We start from the raw sequence: 17561 nt of genomic DNA, 5'->3' as shown, positions 1-17561 counted from the left end.
GGATTTCGAAATGTTTTTATCGGTTGCTAAGTTTGAATTTCACTACCAGTTGCGCCAGCCACTGTTTTATGTGACCAGCCTGGTATTTTTTCTACTGACTTTTGGTGCTATGACCGTCGACAATATACAGATCGGCGGCGGTGGCGGTAGCACCCTGATCAACTCTCCCTACGCGATTATGCTAACCCTGTTAGTAATGTGCGTTTTCAGTATTTTTATCACTGCCGCCTTCGCAGCCAATCCGGTGCTGCGTGATCGCGATATGAAAATGGAAGGTATTGTCTTCAGTACCCCTATCAGTAAGCGTGATTATTTATTGGGGCGCTTCACAGGATCATTCGCCGTAGCCTTCCTGGCTTTCTCATCTACGGCGCTGGGTATGCTGTTCGGTTCATGGATGCCTTGGCTAGACCCAGAGCGCTTGGGCCCCACTCAAATATCCCACTACCTGCAAACCTTATTCATACTTATCTTTCCCACCATGCTGTTTTGCAGCGCCATGTTTTTTAGCCTGGCAGCCATAACTCGCAGCATGATGGCCACTTACCTGGGGTTGATCGCCTTCCTGATACTCTATTTCACCAGCCAGGGAATCATGGATGAACCCGCCTATCGAAGTGCTGCCGCACTGGCTGACCCCTTTGGTATCGCCGCCTTCCAGGAGACAACTCGCTACTGGACCGCTTTCGATCGCAATACCTCTATGATCGCACTAGAGGGAAACTTTCTAATCAACCGCTTACTATGGCTGGGCGCCAGCTTATTATTTATCGGCTTAGGCTATAAATGCTTTTCATTTGTCGAACGTAAACCTCTCTGGTCGCGCCGCCGCACCACAGAAGCTGCAGATAGTGAGATACCTAGGTACATCAAGCCCCTACCGCGAATTACTCCAAACTTTGGGGCAGCCACGGTTTGGCAACAATTCCGTATACGCTGCGGTTTTGAAGTAAAAGCAGTAGTAAAAAGCCTAGCTTTTTGGGTAATCCTGGCACTAGGTGTTCTGAATGTCTTGGGCGCATCCCTGAGCCTGGAGGCAGTATTTGGCACCTCGGTATACCCGGTGACTCGTTCTATGGTCAGTCTGATAGAAGGTGCTTTTAGCCTCATCATGTTGATTATTCTGATCTACTATGGGGCTGAATTGGTGTGGCGAGAACGCCAGGCCGGTTGCCATGAAATTATGGATGCCGTGCCCACACCCAGCTGGATTTTCGTAGCGAGCAAGTTTATTGCAATGCTGGTAGTTCTGGCCGGTATCCTGATAGCCTGCATGCTTACCACTGTGGCTGTACAGCTGGGCAAGGGATATACAACTCTTGAGCCTGGACTGTATTTTTACGGACTCTGGTATCAGTTTGCGCTGCCGTTTTACTTGATGGCAGTCCTATCAATCTTTGCCCAGGTGATAACCCGCAATAAATTCCTCGGCATGCTGCTGATGGTGGGCTACTTAATTAGCTCCAGTGTCCTTGATGGCCTTGGGTTCGAACACAACCTCTATCAATTTGCAGACTGGAACGCCGCACCTTACTCGGACATGAATGGTTATGGTCACTTTGATCAGGGTCGGGCTTGGTTTGCGTTATATTGGATCAGCTTCAGCCTGATACTGGCCATCTTGAGTTACGGGCTCTGGCAGCGCGGAACCCTGGCTCCTCTAACTAGCCGGGTCAAAGCCCTGCGCTTCCAATTGGGGCTTTCCAGTCGATTAACTGCCTCCACAACCCTGCTACTGTTTATCGGCACGGGCGTCTTTATTTTCTACAACACCAATATTCTCAATCACTACGAAACCAGCAAGGATCGTGAGCGACTGGCTGCAGACTATGAGAAGAAATACAAGGCCCTGGAGGATAAACTCGCACCACATATCACCGATGTCAAAGTGGATGTGGATATCTTCCCCAATGAACGCCGCTATGAAGTGCGCGGCCGCTATTTCCTGGTTAACAAGCGTGAGGAGTCGATTGATGAGGTAGTTATAGGGCTGGATCGCGGCCTTACAGTTAACCAGTTATCCCTAAATCAGGCCAAGTTACGCGAAAAGGACGAGCAGTTCGGACACTATTTCTTCGAGCTGGATCGCCCACTTGAACCCGGCCAGTCCCTCACGCTGGAGTTTGATCTGAGCAGGATCAATCGCGGCTTTATGAACTCCGGCTCCTCCACCACCTTGGTGCAGAACGGTACCTTCTTTAATAACTACGAAGCGCTGCCCTTTATCGGTTACAACAGCAATTTTGAGTTGACTGATCGTCACCTGCGTAAAAAGCACGATCTACCGCCGCCGCAGCGTATGCCCAAACTGGAGGACAAAGAGCACTACCGAAAATCCTATCTTCGCAGCGACTCCGACTGGATCAACTTTGAAACCACCGTCAGTACTTCCTTGGGACAGATAGCACTGGCCCCCGGCTACCTACAAAAAGACTGGCAGGAGGGAGAGCGCCATTATTTTCATTACAAGATGGACGCGCCCATTCACAACTTTTTTTCCTACCTTTCAGCGGACTACACAGTGGTCAAAGATAAGTGGCAGGACGTTGCCATTGAGGTCTACCACCACAAGCCCCACGACTACAACATAGATCGTATGGTTGAGGGGGTGAAAAAGTCCCTGGAGTATTTCAGTAAGGCATTCAGCCCTTATCAGTATCGCCAACTGCGTATCGTCGAGTTCCCGGGCTATGAATCCTTTGCCCAGGCATTCCCCAACACCGTACCTTTCTCTGAATCTATCGGTTTTGTCGCCGATCTGCGGGACCCGGATGAGATTGATTACGTCTTCTATGTAACCGCCCACGAGGTGGCACACCAGTGGTGGGCGCATCAATTGATTGGCGCCAATGTACAGGGAGCGACTCTACTGTCTGAAACCCTGGCGCAGTACTCAGCACTAATGGTGATGGAGCGGGAATACGGCCCTGAAAAAATGCGTCGTTTCCTCAAATATGAGCTAGATGGCTACCTGAGCGCTCGGGGTACCGAGTTGCTTGAGGAGTTACCTTTATCTCGCAACGAGAACCAGACCTATATCCATTACGACAAGGGCTCGCTAGCGATGTATGCCCTTAAGGATGCGATGGGTGAAGATGCCGTCAATGCGGCTTTGGCTTCCCTGTTAAAAGAAAAAGGCTTCTCCAGTGATCCCTATCCCACCAGCATGGATTTAGTGGCAAGACTCCGAGCCCACGCCAAACCACCCCAGCAAGAGCTAATCACCGATATGCTGGAGCGAGTAGTCCTCTTTGATCTCAAAGTCGCAAATGCCACCTATGAGTTGTTGGAGAACGGCAATTATCGCGTATTACTGGAGCTGGAAGCGCACAAATATGAAGCCGAAGGGGATGGACAGGAACAAGAAATTCCCATCAATAACTGGATAGATGTTGCCATTTTTGCAGAAGATCCCGACAAGAATACCAGTTCAGACAATGTGCTCTACTTGGCCAAACAGGAGATCAGTGAAGAGACCACCCTGCTGGAGTTTGAGGTGAAGGGCAAACCGAGCATTGCTGGCTTTGATCCCTATATCAAGATGATCGACAAAAACCCGGACGACAATCTGTTAGCAATAGAGACACTTTAGGGCTCTTGTCACTAATTTCCCGGCCACCTAGGGGGGTGGCTGGGAAAAACTTCCCTCGTTTTCGTTGGAAAAACTCAGACAAGTACTGGTCAAATACTACTCAATTTGTGCTAGAATGCGCCACCTTCCCTCAGGTGGAAACCAATAACTCTAACAATCTGTGAGTAGTCGATGTCCGCACTTTCAGCCCTTGATGAAAACCCGCAACCAACAGGCACGCTTACCCTGCAAACCCTGGCTATGCCCCGTGATACCAATCCCCAGGGGGATGTATTCGCTGGTTGGCTGATGTCGCAAATGGACCTGGCTGGAGCAATCTTGGCCCAAAGCATTGCGCGCGGCAGGGTAACTACCGTAGCGGTCGGCAGTATGGTGTTCTTACGCCCGGTTCCGGTTGGCTCTACGGTCAGCTGTTATGCCGAGGCTATAGAGGTAGGGCGTTCCTCTATTAGAACAATGGTTGAGGTATGGCTGACACGGGTGGACTCTGGTGAGCAGGTAAAGGTCACCGAGGGTGAGTTTGTTTTTGTCGCTATCGACGATAGAGGGCATACCAGACCACTGCCCTGAAACGACTTGCAAAACTATTTCGGGAAACTGCCTTAAACCAGTTTCCCTTCTATGATATTAATTCTGCCTTTTATTCCTGTTTCTTGCTTTCTCCATCAAGTTCACGCGCCTGGTAATAAGCCTCTTCACTTATCTGGTGATAGGGCCGCACATCCCGCTCAAAATCCTTAAAGGCTTTATAGATACGCGCAAATTCTGGGTCCTTATTTGCGGTCTCTTGCATCAGTTGAGTATTGATCTGCTTTAAATGGGCAAGCACATCGTCTGGCAAACGCTTAACTTTGACTCCGTGTGTTTCCACCAGCTCACGCAGGGCGCGATTATTACGTGCGGTGTACTCATCCAACATATCCTGGTTTGCTTCGCGGGCAGCCACGCGCACAATAGCCTGTAGGTCTTTGGGCAATTTCTCAAAAGCTTTTTTATTGACGATAAATTCCATCATTGAACCGGGTTCATGCCAGCCAGGATAGTAGTAGTACTCGGCAACCTGATGGAAACCGAAAGCGAGATCGTTGTAAGGTCCAACCCACTCGGTCGCATCAATAACACCAGTCTGCAGCGCGGTATAAAGTTCACCACCGGGAATAGTCACAGCGGTACCGCCGGCCCGGTTTAATACTTCACCGCCCAGACCGGGAATTCGCATTTTTAAGCCCTGCAAATCCTTAACAGAGTTAATTGGTTTGTTAAACCAACCCGCCATCTGTACCCCAGTAGAGCCACCGGCCAGGGGTATCAGGTTGAACGGTTCATAAATCTCTTTCCAGAGTTCCAAACCACCACCGTGGTGCAGCCAGCCATTCATTTCCTGGGCGTTTAAACCAAACGGTACCGCGGTAAAAAACTGGGCCGCTGGAATCTTGCCTTTCCAATAATAGGCGGCACCATGCCCCATCTGTGCAGCGCCCTCAGATACCGCACCAAAAATACCCAGAGCGGGTACCAGCTCACCCGCACCATAAACTTTAATTTTGAGGCGGCCGGAGGACATCAACTCAACGTTTTTTGCAAAGCGCTCTGGGGCCTGGCCAAGGCCGGGGAAATTTTTTGGCCAAGTGGTGACAAGCTTCCACTCGAACAATTCTTTGTTGCCATTATCGGAAAAGTGTTGTGCAGGGCCCTGTGCTACGCGGGAAGTGACCAGTGCAGCAAAGGTAACAACGAGTAGGGCCAGTAGGCCCAAAATAATAGCGGGATACCAGTTAACTTTTTTCATCGCTTTTAATTATCTTTTTTCTTGTAAGGCGCTGATCATCGATAAACGATCTTTTTTAAATGGTCGGGATTTTGGGAAAAACCGAAATCAGTGTAGAAAAAATTTCTAATCTGACTTGGTTTTTACCAAAACAAACAATCTATAAAGGCTGCAGCTTAGCCATAGCCACTACCAGCCATTTACTGCCAACATCATCGAAATTGACCTGTACACGTGCACGGGGGCCATTACCTTCGAACTGCACTACGGTGCCCTCGCCGAACCTGACATGCTCAACCCGGCCACCCAGTGCCAATGGTGGTAAATCATCAAAATCTGGCGCCGGGTCGGAAAACTGGCCCACCTTGCCATAATCCGCCTGGTAGAGGGGGCGGGAAATTTCGGTCTTCAAACGCACTTCGTGCACCAAATTTGGCGGAATCTCACCGATAAAGCGAGACGGACTGTTGTAGGTCTCGCTGCCAAACAGGCGCCGGTTTTCCGCGTAGGTAATATACAGCTTACGCATGGCGCGGGTGATACCCACGTAGCAGAGGCGCCGCTCTTCCTCCATACGGCCGGGTTCCTGTGCAGACATCTTGTGGGGGAACAGGTTTTCCTCCACGCCCGCCATAAACACCAAAGGAAATTCCAGGCCCTTGGCAGAGTGCAGGGTCATCAGCTGGACGGCATCTTCAAACTCATCCGCCTGGCCTTCACCGGCATCGAGGGCGGCGCTGTCGAGGAACTGGTTAAGAAGAGGAATTTCCTCCTCATCTTCCTCGCCCTCGGGCAGGTCCACACCGGCAAAAGAGCGACAAGCAGTGACCAATTCCTGCAAGTTCTCCACCCGCGTCTGGCCCTTCTCACCTTTTTCTTTGCCGTGGAATTCCAGCAGGCCGCTAGTCTCGATCAAATCCTCGGCAATGGCATCCAGCTCTTTATCTTCCGCATTTGCAGCCAGCTGGTTGATCAGATCCAGAAAGCTCTGCAGAGCATTACCGGCGCGCGCAGCCAATACCCGTTGCTGCAACATCAGCTTGGCCGCCTGCCACAAGGAGCAGCCCTGCTCGCGAGCAAAGGAGCGCACCATTTCCACCGTGCGCGCACCAATGCCACGAGTGGGGGTATTCACCACCCGTTCAAATGCAGTGTCATCATTGCGATTGCTGATCAGGCGCAGGTAGGACAGGGCATTTTTGATTTCCAGGCGATCATAGAAGCGCTGGCCACCGTAGATACGGTAGGGCACCTGTTCGCGCAGTAGCCCCTCTTCAAGCACCCGGGATTGGGCGTTGGAGCGGTAGAGGATGGCAATGCTGTCGCGGCGATTACCATCGCGCACCCAGTCATTGATACGCTCGACGATAAAGCGCGACTCATCCTGCTCGTTGTAGGCGGCGTAGACGGCGATAGGCTCGCCTTCTTCACCCTTGGTCCACAACTCCTTGCCCAGACGACCGCTGTTATTAGCGATCACCGCATTGGCGGCGTTCAGAATGGTGGAGGTAGAGCGATAATTCTGTTCCAGGCGCACCGTCTGCACTTCACGCAGATCTGTAGAAAAGTGCTGGATATTCTCGATCTTGGCGCCGCGCCAACCGTAAATGGACTGGTCATCGTCACCCACAGCGGTGATATGGCACTGCTCCCCAGCGAGCAGGCGCAACCAGGCGTATTGAATCGTGTTGGTATCCTGGAACTCATCCACCAGGATATGGGGGAAACGCCGGCGGTAGTGGGCCAGAATACTGTCGTTATTCAGCCAAAGTTCGTGGGCGCGCAGCAGCAACTCGCCAAAATCTACCAGCCCACCGCGCTGACAGGCCTCTTCATAGGCGAAGTAGATGCGCACCATGGTCTGCAACCAGGGATCGGCGCCGGCATTGATATATTGCGGGCGCAGGCCTTCATCTTTCTGCGCGCCAATCCACCACTGGGTTTCCCGCGGCGGCCACTTTTTATCGTCCAGCCCCAGATCTGCCTGTACCCGCTTGATCAGGCGCAGCTGGTCGTCGGAATCCAGAATCTGGAAGTTCTGCGGCAACTTGGCTTCTTGCCAGTGAGCTTTGAGCAGGCGGTGAGCCAGGCCGTGGAAAGTGCCCACCCACATGCCAAAGGTATTCACCCCCAGCAGCTCTTCGATACGAGCGCGCATCTCGCGGGCCGCCTTGTTGGTAAAGGTCACCGCCATAATAGAGTAGGGCGAGGCGCCCTCCACCTGCATCAGCCAGGCGATGCGGTGCACCAGCACCCGGGTCTTGCCCGAGCCGGCACCGGCCAGAACCAATTGATTGCCGGGCGCGGCAGCTACCGCTTCGCGCTGGGCGTCGTTGAGGGGGTCTAAAATCTGAGATACGTCCATGGGCGAAGATTGTACCAGAGCTGCTGCATAAGACCTGTGTAAATAAACAGGATTTTACCCTGGCTGACAATGCAAAGCCCCTCGCCAGCCGGGGGCGCAGCGGCTAAACTGCGCCAACTGGCATAGAGAAGGAAGTCCTGTGAAACCGGCGGAAGTAACGCAACGAATCAGTGAGCAACTGTCATCCATGCGCAAATCTGAGCGCAAGGTGGCGGAGTATATTCTCGCCAATCCCGATGAAATTATTCATATGCGCATCGTCGACCTGGCTACCGAGGCCCAGGTGAGCGAGCCGACCGTGGTGCGCTTTTGTCGCGCCGTGGGCTGTTCCGGCTTCCAGGAGTTCAAGTTGAACCTGGCGCAACAGCTGGCTTCCAGCCCCAGCTTCGGCCAAATTGCGGTGACCGAGACCGACACCATTGCCGAGTACAAACGCAAGGTGTTCGACTCAACAGTAGATACTCTGCTAAAAGTGCGCGATAGAATTGACGACCGCGCCTTGGAAGCCGCTGTCACTGCGATGGCCGCTTCCAAGCGGGTGGAATTCTTCGGCTTTGGCGCCTCTGGTGCTGTCGCCGCCGATGCCCAGCACAAGTTCTTCCGCCTGCAATTGGCCACCGCCGCCCACTCGGACCACCACATCCAGAATATGTCAGCCATGTCTATGCAGCCTGGCGATGTAGTCGTGGCTATCTCCCAGAGTGGCCGCACCAAGGCACTACTGCGCTCGATGAGCATGGCAAAGGAGCAGGGCGCTCTGGTGGTTGGCCTGGCACCCAGCGGTTCGCCGGTGGCGCAGCAGGCCAGTATCCCGCTAGAAGTGGATGTGGAGGAGGATATTGAGATCTATACACCACTGTCCTCACGCATCGCCCACCTGGTGGTGATCGATGTGCTCGCCATCGGCGTTGCCCAGCGCAAAGGCCCCCAGTTGCAAGAGCACCTACTGAAGCTGAAGCAGGGCCTGTACACATTGCGGGAAGACAAGCACTGAGGGAAATTTGCAAGAATGCGGCACTGGATAATGTGTCGCGGCCCCTCTACCATGCCTGCTGTATCCGGCAATCTACTGCCACTGCCAACAAGTGCCCCTAGCCGTTCCAGAGCAATTCCATGACATCCACCGCATTATCCGCTGAGCAAAAAGCACCGCGCTGGTTGGTGGTATGGCTAGCGGCGCTGGTCTCCCTGACGCCATTTTCCATCGACAGTTACTTGCCGGCTATCCCGGCCATGGCCGGTGCGCTCGATACCGAAGTGGAGCGGGTGCAGTATTCGGTCTCCAGCTTTTTACTGGGTTTTGCCCTAGGTCAGCTCTTCGGCGGCCCGCTCTCCGATCGCTGGGGCAGGCGACTGGTCGGCACTATCGGCCTGTGCATTTATATCGTCAGTTCGCTGCTGATCCTGTTTGCCGACCATGTCGATCAACTGATTATCCTGCGCTTTTTCCAGGCCGTGGGGGGCGGTTTTGCTACGGTGATTTGCGCCGCCATAGTGCGCGATCTGCACAGTGGGCGTGAAGCCGCCAAAATTATTTCTATGATCAGTACCATCATGCTGATCGCCCCCCTGATCGCTCCAGTAATCGGCTCTCTTCTGCTGGCAGTGGGTGGCTGGCAGAGTATTTTTGTATTCCTGCTACTGTACGCCGCTGCCATGCTGCTATTAGTGCGCTTACTGTTACCAGAAACTGTATCGCGTTTTACCCGCGCGCGGCGCCAGTTGATGCCATTAGCTTCACTGATTTCCACTTATGGACAGGTGCTACGCAACCGCCGCGCCCTCGGTTTTCTCGGCGCCCAGGCCTGTGTCAGTGGTTCGATGTTTATCTATATCACCACCGCACCCTTTGTCTTTATGGACTACTTCAGTGTCAGTCCGAGCCGCTTCCCGCTGTTCTTTGGCGCCTGTATTCTGGGGCTGATCTGCATGGTGCAGGTCAATATCCGCCTGCTCAACCTGTTCCAGCCGCGCAATATTTTATTGGCTGGCGTCACCCTGCAGATACTCGGCTGTGGTTTGCTATTACTCGGCACTTTGACCGGTATTAAAGAGCTGACTCTGTGGATGGTACCGCTGGTATTGGTAATGAGCTGTATCGGTATTACCGGGCCCAATGCCGCCGCCTGTTATCTGGAGTTTTTTCCCAAAATCAGCGGCAGCGCCAACGCCCTGTATGGCGCCACAATTTTTATCACTGGCGGTGTGCTGGGCGGATTGGTCAGCAGCCTGCACACAGGCACCCTGGTTCCTATTGCCGCGTCCATGTTTGGATGTGCAGTAGTGGCCCTGATCTCCACTCTGGTAATCGCTCAGGCACGCAAACCCATCGACTCGGATATACCAATCACCAGGCGCTTTACCCCGCGTTGAAGAGTCAGTTTTGTGTTCATCTATTGAAAAGGGGGTATTTCGGCCCGGCCATATTGGCTAAGTACTCAGGGACCATATTTGCCACTTCTGTTCCAGAGCTCCACCTAGTTGCTGATAAAAAGCTTGTGCATCTACATTAGTAGAAAGAACTTCCCACTTTATTTTGGCACTACCCCGCTCATAGGCCTCTTTTATTAAATACCCCATCAATGCCCTTCCTACTCCTTTACGGCGATACTCTTTGTTACCAACTACGTAAAGTTCTTTAATCCACAGCCAGGGAGTTAAATCGTAGGTAAAGGGAAGGGCATAAAAAACCAGGTAGCCAATAGCCACTCCACTGTCTTCGGCCACTAAACATTGAAAGTCTGCCCGCTTAAATAGCCGATTATTTAATTCTTCCTCAGTAACCTTGAACTTATCTAAGTAGCCTTCGAATTTAGCTAGCCCACGCATCATCTCCAATAATTGGCGAATATCACTAGGCTTTGCGTTACGTATAAGCATTTATTTGTTGCCAAATTTGATGGATTGGTAGAGGGTGCAATCTTCACCCTCTTTATTTCCGGTCTTGAGAGATAGAATCTCACTTTGATCTTAGGCGCTGATAGTTTCCTTTTCTCCCACCAGTTTGAACCCTTCATCTATCCATCCGGTTATACCACCAATCATTTTTTTCACTGGAAGCCCCAATTTTGCCAACCGGACAGCAGCCTTCTCCGTTGCATTGCAATGGGGCCCGGCGCAGTAGACGACGAACAGAGTGGAATCTAGATAGCGAGATACAAGCTCTTTATTGATGTGCTGATAAGGTAAGGACTCAGCGCCCAAAATGTGCCCCTGACGAAAGGCTTCTTCACCGCGAACATCCAACAGGACAAAGTCCTGGCGCCCATTGGTTAGGGCATGATGAACATCCCAGCAGTCCGTCTCAAAGGCCATCAGTTCTTGGAAATGTTGCAGGGCTTTTTGACTGCTAGCTGGGGCAATACGACTTACAGCAGAACTCATAATTATCTCCTTGGTTAACACTCACTCTTTGTCATGTATGTATTCTGTTCTTTGGCTATTTATTTAACGATTGGCTTAAAAGCCATATAGCGTTAAATTTGAGCCAATCTGAGTATCGAAGTGAGAAATCAAGGGAGGGCATGATGGATAAGGGAAAAGCAAAGCGCGTAGCGATTCTGGTTCATCACCAGGTTGCCTTATTTGAACTTGGCTGCGCGACCGAACTGTTCTGTTTACCCCGCCCCTGTACCGATACGCTCTATGAGGGAGAGGTTGTTTCCTTCACTGCCAAGGCACAGCTGGGGCTTGGGGGGGTATCCCTACAGTGCAGACAAGTGAGCAGCCTGATGGATTACGATTTGTTAGTCGTACCCAGCTGGCCGACTACACCACAAACCAAGGACTGCTCCCTACAATCTGTATACGCTGCTGTGGAAGCCTTTGCGGCGGAACGCCGGCAAATTCTGACTTTTTGTTCTGGCGCATTTTTACCTGCCGAAATTGGTTTGCTGGATGGAAGGCAAGCCACCACTCATTGGCGCTATGCGAATACCTTTAAAAAGCGATTCCCCAAAGTAGAGTATGTAGGGGATGTACTTTATGTCTGGCAGGACATATTGGCCTGTTCTGCAGGAAGCTCAGCAGCAATAGATTTGGGAATAGAGTATTTACGGCGTAGCCATGGTTATGAATTGGCTAATTCTGTAGCCAAGCGCCTGGTGATGGCTCCTCATCGGCAGGGAGGACAGGCCCAGTTTGTAGAGACCCCAGTTCCCAAGCGGCCCGATCATTTCGCGGGCGCCCTGGATTGGGCCCTTGCCAACCTGGATAAACCCATCATGGTGGGCGACTTGGCGAAGCAAGCGCATCTCTCTCGTCGCAGTTTCGATAGAAAATTTCGCCAATCCATGGGGCTGGCCCCTAAAGAATGGTTAACGCAACAACGGCTTCGTGTAGCGCAGAAAGCACTGGAGTCAGGCAGTGAGACCATTGATCATGCAGCACAAGTTTCTGGTTTTGAGAGCAGTGCAACTCTTCGCCATCACTTCCGTAAAGCTTTCGGTATCTCTCCGGGTCAGTACCAACGACAATTTGCCTGTCCAGATAAGGCAGAAGATATGTGTAGGGAGTAAATAAATCGAGGACTATTCCTGAACGGGATAAGATGCTTTCAGTGAGTACAGCCACAACTTCGACCAACGCTAGCGGAGCTGATGCACTGTTTATTTGGCGGCAATATACTCTTGGGCCCTCAATCTAACTGAGATTTTCCTCTTGCAAGGCCTGCTGAACTGTCGGGCGCGCTGCCATACGCTCCTGAAAAGCCTGTAACCTGGGCCACCGTGTCATATCAAAATCCTGCACCTTGAGCCAGCGGTTTATCAGGTAGAGATACGCATCCACGACAGATAGAGAATTCCCCAGCAGGTAGTCGTTCTGTAGCTGCTCTTCAATATAGTCTATGCGACGTAGAATCCTTTCCCGAGCTTTTTTCTTTTCTTCCTCAGTGCCTTTCCAAAACAGGGGCAAGAAAGATTTATGAACCTCCGCACTGATAAAATTCAACCACTCCAACAAGCGGTAATGGTCCAAAGTGCCCAACGGTGGCGCCAAACCGGCATCGGGCTTTTGCTCGGCGAGAAACTGCATAATAGCGACGCCCTCTGTGAGTAACTCGCCCCCCTCTAGCTGCAGTACTGGTACATAGCCCTTAGGGTTAACTCTATAAAAGTCGTCGCCGTTTTCCAGGGTATGCGTCTTTAGATCCACCTTGCAGAGTTCGAGATCAATACCCGCTTCCAGGGCGACAATATGTGGGGATAGAGAACAGGCTCCTGGCGCATAAAAGAGTTTCACGGTGACCCTCCTGAGTAGACTGTGCGGCATCGGGCAATATAGGCGCCTACTGGCTTCACAAGGCGCTATTTTTTGCGAATCCAGTGATCTAGGCTGAAGCGCCCAGCACCCGCGCAGGCGAGAATCAGGTAGCCTCCAGCAATGGTGATGTTCTTCATAAAGCTGGTCATCTCTGCGGGATCGCCTGGTGAGTAATGCACCATCCAGGCACTAGCCAGGCAGAAGAGAAAAAGAATCACTGCGGAAAAGCGGGTAAAGAATCCGAGCAATATCGCCAGGCCACCGACCAGTTCTACGATAATCACCAAGGGGAGTAACAGGGCGGGGATTCCCATGGAAACCATAAAGGCTTCCGTCATTTTGTAGCCGCCGATCTTATTCCAGCCGGCAAAGATAAACAGCAGGGACATTAATATCCGCCCGACAAGTTTAGAGGTATCACATAACAGGGGATGATGCGCCACGACCTTCTCTCTTCTTTAACTGTTGCATTGGGCTCTACCTGATGCCTCCAGTGTAGTTGGGAAGCGATATCGAAATGGGGGCGATGCCGACAGCAATGTATTCCGCTAAGAGAAACTTGCACCGCAATTGAGAGTCTGACGAAGCGGAAATTAACGAATGACAGTTTCGGCAGGCGCAGAAAAGTTGTTGTGGATATAAATAGAAAATGCGGTTGTACCGCACTGAAGAGCCGTTACAATTGCGCGCCCCCAACCAGGGCGCAGCCGGCGGTATCCATACCTGACACCCCTGTGCCCAAAGCCCTGTCAGGGAAACTCGAGCGGGCCCCTGCGCGACTACACTAACGGCACGCTCAGCAACTGATAATTTCGCCCGTAGAAGCATCGCTTTTAAGGGGTGGGCAAGGCCCCGCAATTCTTATCCCTGGAGTCCACGCACGGCATGGAAGTCTATTACACCTTTTGTTTTCTTGCCGCGGTGTCGGTCTTTCTCGGTTTCCTAAATCAGTATGTGCTGCGCGCGCAAACCACAATTGCCATCACCACTGGGGCCCTGGCCTTGTCGCTCATTGTCACCGGCCTGGGCAAATTGGGCGTAGTGGAGTTGCGCACCTGGGCCGACCAACTGCTGCCGTTGCTTAACCTGGAAGACATCCTACTCAAGGGAATGCTGGGCTTCCTGCTCTTCGCCGGCAGTTTGCATATCGACCTGTTGGAATTGCGCAATCAAAAACTGGAAATTGGCTTGCTGGCGATTGTTGGTACTTTGATTTCCACCTTTGCGGTGGGCGGCCTCCTGTATTGGTTCCTCATGTTGATCAATATGCCGGTAGCCTTCATTTACTGTCTATTATTCGGTGCCTTGATCTCCCCTACCGACCCCATCGCCGTATTGGCCATTATGAAAAACCTCAAGGCACCGGAGCAGGTATCCATTCAGGTGGAAGGGGAGTCCCTGTTCAACGATGGCTTCGGTATTGTGGTATTTGCAGTAATTTACGCGGTGGCTTTCGAAGGGGGGCAACCAACTGTACCGGCAGTGGCAGAGCTATTCGTGCTGGAAGCGATTGGGGGGATTCTGCTCGGCCTGATTATCGGTGGGCTGTTCCACTGGCTGATCTGCTGCACCGACGACCACAGCCTGGAGCTGTTGCTCACCCTGGTCATTCCAACTGCCGGATTCTCATTGGCCAATATCCTCGGTGTCTCCGGTGCCCTGGCGATGGTAGTGAGCGGAATTATTATCGGTAACTTCACCCGCGAGCGCGGCTTTTCCAGGGTGAGCCAGCACGAACTGGATAACTTCTGGAATATCACCGAGGATTTCCTCAACGGACTGCTGTTCCTGTTGGTGGGCCTGTTCCTGATTACTATCGATCTGCGCCCGGCGGACTACCTGCTAATGGTGGCGGGAATTTTCATCGTACTAATGGCACGAGTCCTGGCTGTGGGGGTGCCCTTCCTGTACCTGAAAAGGCGCCGCAGCTACCACCCTTACACCAACCGGATATTGATCTGGGGTGGTCTCAAAGGCGGCCTGGCCCTGGCCCTGGCTATGTCCATCCCCTCTGGCAGCGCTTTTGTTCAGGGGCAGGACCTGCGCTACCTATGGGTGGTTATGACCTATGGCGTAGTGCTCTTTTCTATTGTGGTGCAGGGCTCTACCATAGCGCCATTAATACGCCGCAGTCGCGAATTTGCCGAACCGGAAAGCGCGCCCGCCAGCGATCAGCAACACACTGCTAACTAGCGATAATCGATCAATGGAACACTCTAACTTCCTTGTTGAAGCCGTCATCTTTATGGGGGCCGCGGTTATCGCTGTGCCTATCGCCACACGCCTGGGCCTGGGTTCCGTACTCGGATACCTACTGGCCGGGGTGGCCATTGGACCCAGCGCACTGGGCCTGGTGGGGGATGCCAGCGATGAAATGCATGTGGCCGAATTCGGCGTAGCGTTGATGCTGTTTTTGATCGGCCTGGAGATGCAACCTAAAAAGTTGTGGCAAATGCGCGGCGCCATCCTCGGCACCGGCAGCGCGCAACTACTCCTGACCGCTGCTGCAGTGGCGGTAATAGCGCTGTGGTTATTCGACATGAGCTGGCGCACCGGCGTAGCGATCGGTTTGATCCTGGCCCTGTCCTCCACCGCTATCGTCTTACAGTCCCTCAATGAAAAAGGGCTTCTCAAAACTCAAGGCGGGCGCAGTGCCTTTGCGGTGCTGTTACTCCAGGATATCGCTGTAATCCCCATTCTCGCCCTGCTGCCATTGCTCGCGGGTACTACCGCCGAATCCCACGCCAGCGGCTTGGAGGGATGGGGATATGCCGCTGCGGTTATTGCCACCATCGCCGCCTTCGCTATCACCGGCCGCTATCTGCTGGGACCGCTGTTACGCCTGGTAGCTGGCAGCCAGGTACGCGAAATGTTTACCGTCACCGCTCTGCTGATTGTCTTTGCTGCAGCGGCGGTAATGAGCTGGCTCGACCTCTCACCGGCTTTGGGTACTTTCCTCGCCGGAGTACTGTTGGCGGAGAGTGAGTTTCGCCACGAACTGGAGGCAGATATTGAGCCGTTCAAAGGATTGTTACTGGGACTTTTCTTTATCGCCGTAGGCGCCAGCCTGAACTTTGCGCAGATCGCGCAAAACCCACTGCTGTTGTTTGGTCTGGTAGTAGCCCTAGTAGTGGTGAAATTTGGCGTTCTGTTCCTATTGGCAAGGTTCCTGCGTATGTCCAAGGGCGAGGATTGGTTATTCGCTCTATCCCTGGCCCAGGCGGGAGAATTTGGCTTCGTTTTGGTGTCCTTTTCCACTCAAATCCAAGTACTCGACGCCGAGGCCAGCAGCTTGTTGGTAGCACTGATCGCCCTGACTATGGCGCTCACACCGATTCTGTTACTGGTATTTGAAAGGTTTATTCAGCCGCGTTTTCTTATCGGCCCGGAAGCCCCACAGGCAGTCGAACACGAACCACCGCTGGATTCCAATTCACCGGTCATCATCATCGGTTACGGCCGTTTCGGCCAGATTGCCGGACGCCTGCTCAATGCCTGTGGTTTTAGCACCACCCTACTGGAGCGCAACGCCGAACAGCTGGATTTGGTTCGTCGCTATGGTATTGAGGCCTATTACGGTGATGCCACGCGGGAAGACCTACTGCGCGCCGCCGGCGCCGCCCAGGCACGCCTGGTGATACTCACCTTGAGTGATCAGGCCGCGTCTTTGGAGATCATCGCGCAGCTGCAAAAACACTTTCCGCACTTAAAGATTCTCGCGCGGGCGCGCAGCCGTATGCACCAATACGCGCTGATGGAAGCCGGGGTAAAATATATTTTTCGCGAGACCGTCGATCCCGCCTTGGCAATTGGTGAGAAGGCCCTGGAGCTGCTGGGACTCAGCCCCTTGCAAGCGCGCCGCGCTGCACGCAAATTTAAACAGCACGACCAGCGTATGCTGGAGGCACTGTTTCCCTACTGGCGCGATGAGGCACAGCACATCGCGCAAAGCCGTATCTATCGTGAACAACTCTTGCAGGCTCTACAAGAAGACCGCCGCGATAGGGACCTGCATCTGGACCATTACTGGGAAGAGGCGAAAGTGGAGACCGAAAGATCTTAATTGGCCACTGCCTGTGCCGATAAAAGACTTAGGAACATAGCGCCAAGATAGCTTTTACCCAGATTAAGGTATTGGCTGACGGCGCAAACTTTTGAGCGCAATGTGGTTGAGTGCGACTTAGTGGCCAACTGCGGAGCTGTGATCGAGCACAGCGATCACAGCCCGACCTGGTATCAGAGTTTCACTCACATGTCCCTTTCCACATAAATCCTTGGCTAATAAAATATCGCCAGCTCTAAAAATATGCTGTTCGCCAGAGCTGGTCGTTATTTTCACCTCACCTTCCAGATAAAAAATAAACTGCTCTCGTGGCGCGCAGTGCCAATCAAAAATCTGATGCTCATCGAACTCGCGAAAATATATTTGCCGCACCTGATAGGGATCAGAATAATCCCCAAGTGGCTGATGGTTCTTCTGGATTATTTTCCGCTCTTTAAAGGTAGATACGCCATCAACACTTAGCAGCTCTATATACTTCATACCTTTCCCAACCTATTGCGAATATTGATCC

Annotated in this window: 14 protein-coding genes; 7 read left to right on the top strand and 7 right to left on the bottom strand. The window is 52.5% G+C overall.

From position 1 onward, the window contains the following. Nucleotides 1–10 precede the first annotated feature (10 nt). Together ACJJIC_RS03230 and ACJJIC_RS03225 are read left to right on the top strand one after the other, a co-directional pair. Entirely contained in the window at nt 11–3592 is a 3582-nt protein-coding gene (locus ACJJIC_RS03230; protein WP_445356449.1) for an ABC transporter permease/M1 family aminopeptidase, read from the top strand. Nucleotides 3593–3763: 171 nt separating this feature from the next. Beyond that, the gene (locus ACJJIC_RS03225) at nt 3764–4162 is read left to right on the top strand and encodes an acyl-CoA thioesterase (RefSeq protein WP_152455932.1); all 399 of its coding nucleotides are present in this window, start codon (nt 3764–3766) and stop codon (nt 4160–4162) included. Between the two features lie 70 nt (nt 4163–4232). On the opposite strand, the gene ACJJIC_RS03220 is transcribed toward ACJJIC_RS03225, so the two are convergent. Both ACJJIC_RS03220 and uvrD read right to left on the bottom strand, forming a co-directional pair. Next, nucleotides 4233–5381 carry a TRAP transporter substrate-binding protein gene (locus tag ACJJIC_RS03220; protein WP_444910860.1) on the bottom strand — a complete coding sequence of 383 codons (1149 nt, stop codon included), beginning with the start codon at nt 5379–5381 and terminating at the stop codon, nt 4233–4235. 139 nt (nt 5382–5520) lie between these two features. After that, nucleotides 5521–7725, bottom strand: coding sequence for a DNA helicase II (uvrD, locus tag ACJJIC_RS03215; RefSeq protein ID WP_444910861.1), 2205 nt, complete (start codon nt 7723–7725; stop codon nt 5521–5523). A 139-nt stretch (nt 7726–7864) separates the two neighbouring features. Between uvrD and hexR the strand changes: the two genes are divergently transcribed. Both hexR and ACJJIC_RS03205 read left to right on the top strand, forming a co-directional pair. Further along, on the top strand, nt 7865–8719 hold the full coding sequence (hexR, locus tag ACJJIC_RS03210; RefSeq protein WP_108735063.1) for a transcriptional regulator HexR: 855 nt from the start codon (nt 7865–7867) through the stop codon (nt 8717–8719). Nucleotides 8720–8838: 119 nt separating this feature from the next. Then, a complete protein-coding gene (locus ACJJIC_RS03205) occupies nt 8839–10098 on the top strand; it encodes a multidrug effflux MFS transporter (RefSeq protein WP_444910862.1) in 1260 nt (419 codons plus the stop codon). A gap of 57 nt (nt 10099–10155) precedes the next feature. Here ACJJIC_RS03205 and ACJJIC_RS03200 read toward each other — a convergent pair whose 3' ends face one another. Together ACJJIC_RS03200 and ACJJIC_RS03195 are read right to left on the bottom strand one after the other, a co-directional pair. After that, on the bottom strand, nt 10156–10605 hold the full coding sequence (locus tag ACJJIC_RS03200; protein ID WP_444910863.1) for a GNAT family N-acetyltransferase: 450 nt from the start codon (nt 10603–10605) through the stop codon (nt 10156–10158). 90 nt (nt 10606–10695) lie between these two features. Then, on the bottom strand, nt 10696–11109 hold the full coding sequence (locus tag ACJJIC_RS03195; protein WP_444887604.1) for a rhodanese-like domain-containing protein: 414 nt from the start codon (nt 11107–11109) through the stop codon (nt 10696–10698). Nucleotides 11110–11252: 143 nt separating this feature from the next. Between ACJJIC_RS03195 and ACJJIC_RS03190 the strand changes: the two genes are divergently transcribed. Continuing rightward, nucleotides 11253–12242, top strand: a complete 990-nt coding sequence (locus ACJJIC_RS03190) for a helix-turn-helix domain-containing protein (RefSeq protein ID WP_445356448.1) — start codon at nt 11253–11255, stop codon at nt 12240–12242. Between the two features lie 124 nt (nt 12243–12366). Here ACJJIC_RS03190 and gstA read toward each other — a convergent pair whose 3' ends face one another. Together gstA and ACJJIC_RS03180 are read right to left on the bottom strand one after the other, a co-directional pair. Continuing rightward, entirely contained in the window at nt 12367–12966 is a 600-nt protein-coding gene (gstA, locus tag ACJJIC_RS03185; RefSeq protein WP_444889010.1) for a glutathione transferase GstA, read from the bottom strand. Between the two features lie 65 nt (nt 12967–13031). Beyond that, nucleotides 13032–13430: a DoxX family protein gene (locus ACJJIC_RS03180; protein WP_445356447.1), complete on the bottom strand. Its 399-nt coding sequence runs from the start codon at nt 13428–13430 to the stop codon at nt 13032–13034. 442 nt (nt 13431–13872) lie between these two features. On the opposite strand from ACJJIC_RS03180, the gene ACJJIC_RS03175 reads away from it, so the two are divergent. After that, on the top strand, nt 13873–15180 hold the full coding sequence (locus tag ACJJIC_RS03175; protein WP_445356446.1) for a cation:proton antiporter: 1308 nt from the start codon (nt 13873–13875) through the stop codon (nt 15178–15180). Nucleotides 15181–15193: 13 nt separating this feature from the next. Next, on the top strand, nt 15194–17050 hold the full coding sequence (locus tag ACJJIC_RS03170; protein WP_444923832.1) for a monovalent cation:proton antiporter-2 (CPA2) family protein: 1857 nt from the start codon (nt 15194–15196) through the stop codon (nt 17048–17050). A 117-nt stretch (nt 17051–17167) separates the two neighbouring features. Here ACJJIC_RS03170 and ACJJIC_RS03165 read toward each other — a convergent pair whose 3' ends face one another. Then, on the bottom strand, nt 17168–17530 hold the full coding sequence (locus ACJJIC_RS03165) for a cupin domain-containing protein (protein WP_252083934.1): 363 nt from the start codon (nt 17528–17530) through the stop codon (nt 17168–17170). Nucleotides 17531–17561: the final 31 nt, after the last annotated feature.

It is taken from the genome of Microbulbifer mixtoriginis (SeqCode), from assembly GCF_052468275.1.
This window is presented reverse-complemented; position numbering and strand designations above follow the sequence as displayed.